We start from the raw sequence: 710 nt of genomic DNA, 5'->3' as shown, positions 1-710 counted from the left end.
CGGCACCGCTTTCGATGGCGTCTCGGTGTTCACCGAAGCCGGTCAGACGATGCCTGACCTTGTCGGTAACCTGAAGTATGCCGGCACCTGGGGTTCGGCTCAGATCTCCGGTGCCCTGCACCAGCTGCGCAGCGACAACCTGGTCGTCTTCCCCGATGGCTCGACGGACTTCCCGGACAGCGAACTCGGCTGGGCAATCACGGCTCAGGGCTCGATCAACCTGCCGATGCTGGCCGCTGGCGACGCCCTGTGGCTCGCTGCGACCTACGCTGACGGCGCTCTTGGCTACCTCGGCTTCGGTTCGTCGGTCACCGTCGGCGCCCTGACCGAGTCGGTTGTCGACGCTTACGTCGGTGTTGATGGTGACATCCACACCGCCGAGGCCTGGTCGATCGCCGGTGGTCTGCGTCACTACTGGACCCCGACCATCCGTCAGAACGTGTTCGGTTCGTACGCTCGCGTCGAGTACGGCAACGACGCTCCGCTCGCTTTCCCGGGCGGTCTCGGCATCGCTGCTGACTTCAACGAGTGGCGCGCTGGCACGAACGTGATCTGGTCGCCGGTGGCTGGCCTGGACCTCGGTGTTGAGGTTCTCTACGCCAACATTGACCCGCGTGGTCCGGATCCGGTCAACCTGAAGAACGACGTTTGGGAAGGCCGCCTGCGCGTTCAGCGCGACTTCTAATCGGCTCATCCTGATTGGATCGGAA

1 protein-coding gene is annotated in these 710 nt (G+C 64.1%); it reads left to right on the top strand.

The genetic code is table 11. The features are described from left to right. Positions 1-685: porin (locus KHP60_RS24880; protein ID WP_213566938.1), on the top strand; the 685-nt coding region annotated here is incomplete at its 5' end. Between the last annotated feature and the right edge of the window lie 25 nt (positions 686-710).

It is taken from the genome of Microvirga sp. 3-52 (assembly GCF_018383585.1).
Classification (GTDB): Bacteria; Pseudomonadota; Alphaproteobacteria; order Rhizobiales; family Beijerinckiaceae; genus Microvirga.
Note: the sequence above shows the minus strand (reverse complement) of the source record. Positions and strands in the feature narration are given on the sequence as shown.